A 1858-nucleotide genomic window follows, 5' to 3' on the forward strand; every position below is an offset into this window, starting at 1 on the left:
CGGCTCCTGCTGGAGAACGAGGCGGATTGCCTCATTCGCCAACATAAAACCGCGTGACCGGCCTCGCCCTGACCTCCCGCGTCGGACCGGAGCCCTCTACCGCGCGAGCGGTTTCGTTCTTCGGCCATGAAGCGTCATTCGCCCGCACCGTTGCGCGGACGTTCAGATGTCGGATCCACCCAGCAAGCGGCCATTCAATTCGCGAGGACGAATTGTGCTTCATCGGCCATTGCGGTCATCCGCGTAAGCCTCAGTCCGGCATCCCGTTATGGTCGCCGAGTGGTCTAGCGGGCCAGTCCACCCAGCGGTCCGCGCGGGTAAGTTCGTGCGCTTCGTTGAGCGGGTAACGAATACGGTTGTCGTCGCGCGGACGTTCGCCGATCACCATCAGCCTGACTTCGTCCTTCGTATTGTTGATGAAGGTGTGGCAGATTCCGGTGCCTGCCGGAAACGCGACGGAATCGCCTTCAGCAATGGGATGCAGCACGCCGTCGATCCAGACATCGGGCTTGCCCTCGAGCACGTACACAAACTCCTGCTCGGTACTTTCGGCGTGCGGATATGACGTCCGCCGGCCGGGCAGAAGCCTCACGTGATGAATGCCAATACGCGTAATGCCGAGTGCGGCGGAAAGCGGCGCGTCTAGCGCCATTGGCTCGGTATCGGCGTGATAGGAATGCGCATCCGGTTCTTCGAGTTCAGTCCAGTGTTTGATGAAATCTGGTCGGCTCATCGGTTGTTCTCCTTTAGGGCGAATATCGATAATAGCGGTTTAGGAGCGGACGTTAGCCATGACTCGCGGCCAATCTCGGCCATGGCCACTTCGGCCGATGACCCGCCGAGCGGGTGGCAGGAGTGAATGGCCGCTGTTGTTGGAAGCTGCCGAAATATGTGCTGCTGGGTCCACCGTCGGCTTAGGGTCGGTTTGGTGCGTTCGCCGTCGGCCCGCGTTCGGCCAGGAAGAGACGTTCGACGCGCACCGGCGAATCGTTGACTATCGGCATAGACAATTTCACCGTCGCCGCAAAGGGAGCAACCATAGTCGGGTAAGATCGTTTCCGAAAACTGCGCACTGGCCGATGCAACATCGCATCTAGCGAGATGCCATTATCAAGTATTGACCAGGAAGGATTTTGATAACCGTGAGAACAGAGCCATTCCTACTCGCGATAATTGCGATGCTGCTAAGCAGCCCTTGCCGGGCGGTTGAACCTGCTGCGGCGGTGCCACAGCAAGGCGCTTCGCGTCCTTCCCCGACGGCCATCTCGGAGTACGCGCGCGCGATTCAAAAACGGATAGTGCCCGCCACGAATGCATTGGTGACCGAAGGCGACAAAGACACTGAGGCCGTTTTCCCCGTGGAGATTGATGCGGAAGGTAACGTGCTATCAATCACTGTGAAGACCTCAAGTGGTGATCCGAAATACGATAGCGCTTACATGGACGCGATCAAGAAAGTCGGACTGCCCAAACCTCCCCAAAGCTTGCCGTTGAAATTGAATCTTGTTGTTCGACCCTTCCACAGTACTCGTGACTGGGACTATAGGTCCTCCCACGCGAACTGACCCAGAAGAGCGTGTCCCATGGGCAGGTGTCCACGGTACCCTTCTGCTGCAGATGCAAAGCTGGAACGTCTGCTAAGCGTTTCGGCGACTGTCCCTTGTGGGTCGACTTGCGACGATCATCCGCTGCGGGCCGGCAAGCGGTTCTCAATTCAGCTATCGGTCCGGGTTCGTTAAGGGTTATTCGACGTCTGCCCTCATTCACATGGCTGTGAGTGTGCCGCGGCGCGTGTGGGCAGGCGTCGGATAAGCCTCGAGGGAGGAAACCGCGGGATGGTCCGAGACGCTCGGAATTT

At 58.6% G+C, this 1858-nt stretch carries 2 protein-coding genes; one reads left to right on the forward strand and one right to left on the reverse strand.

Going from position 1 to position 1858, the window contains the following annotated elements:
* Positions 1–250: 250 nt before the first annotated feature.
* Complete coding sequence (locus tag F6X40_RS41345; RefSeq protein ID WP_187631873.1) at positions 251–733, reverse strand: cupin domain-containing protein; 483 nt, start codon at positions 731–733, stop codon at positions 251–253.
* A gap of 445 nt (positions 734–1178) precedes the next feature.
* On the opposite strand from F6X40_RS41345, the gene F6X40_RS41350 reads away from it, so the two are divergent.
* A complete protein-coding gene (locus F6X40_RS41350) occupies positions 1179–1565 on the forward strand; it encodes a TonB family protein (RefSeq protein WP_187631874.1) in 387 nt (128 codons plus the stop codon).
* The last annotated feature ends 293 nt before the right edge of the window (positions 1566–1858 follow it).

This window comes from Paraburkholderia sp. UCT31, assembly GCF_014397655.1.
Lineage (GTDB): Bacteria > Pseudomonadota > Gammaproteobacteria > Burkholderiales > Burkholderiaceae > Paraburkholderia > Paraburkholderia tuberum.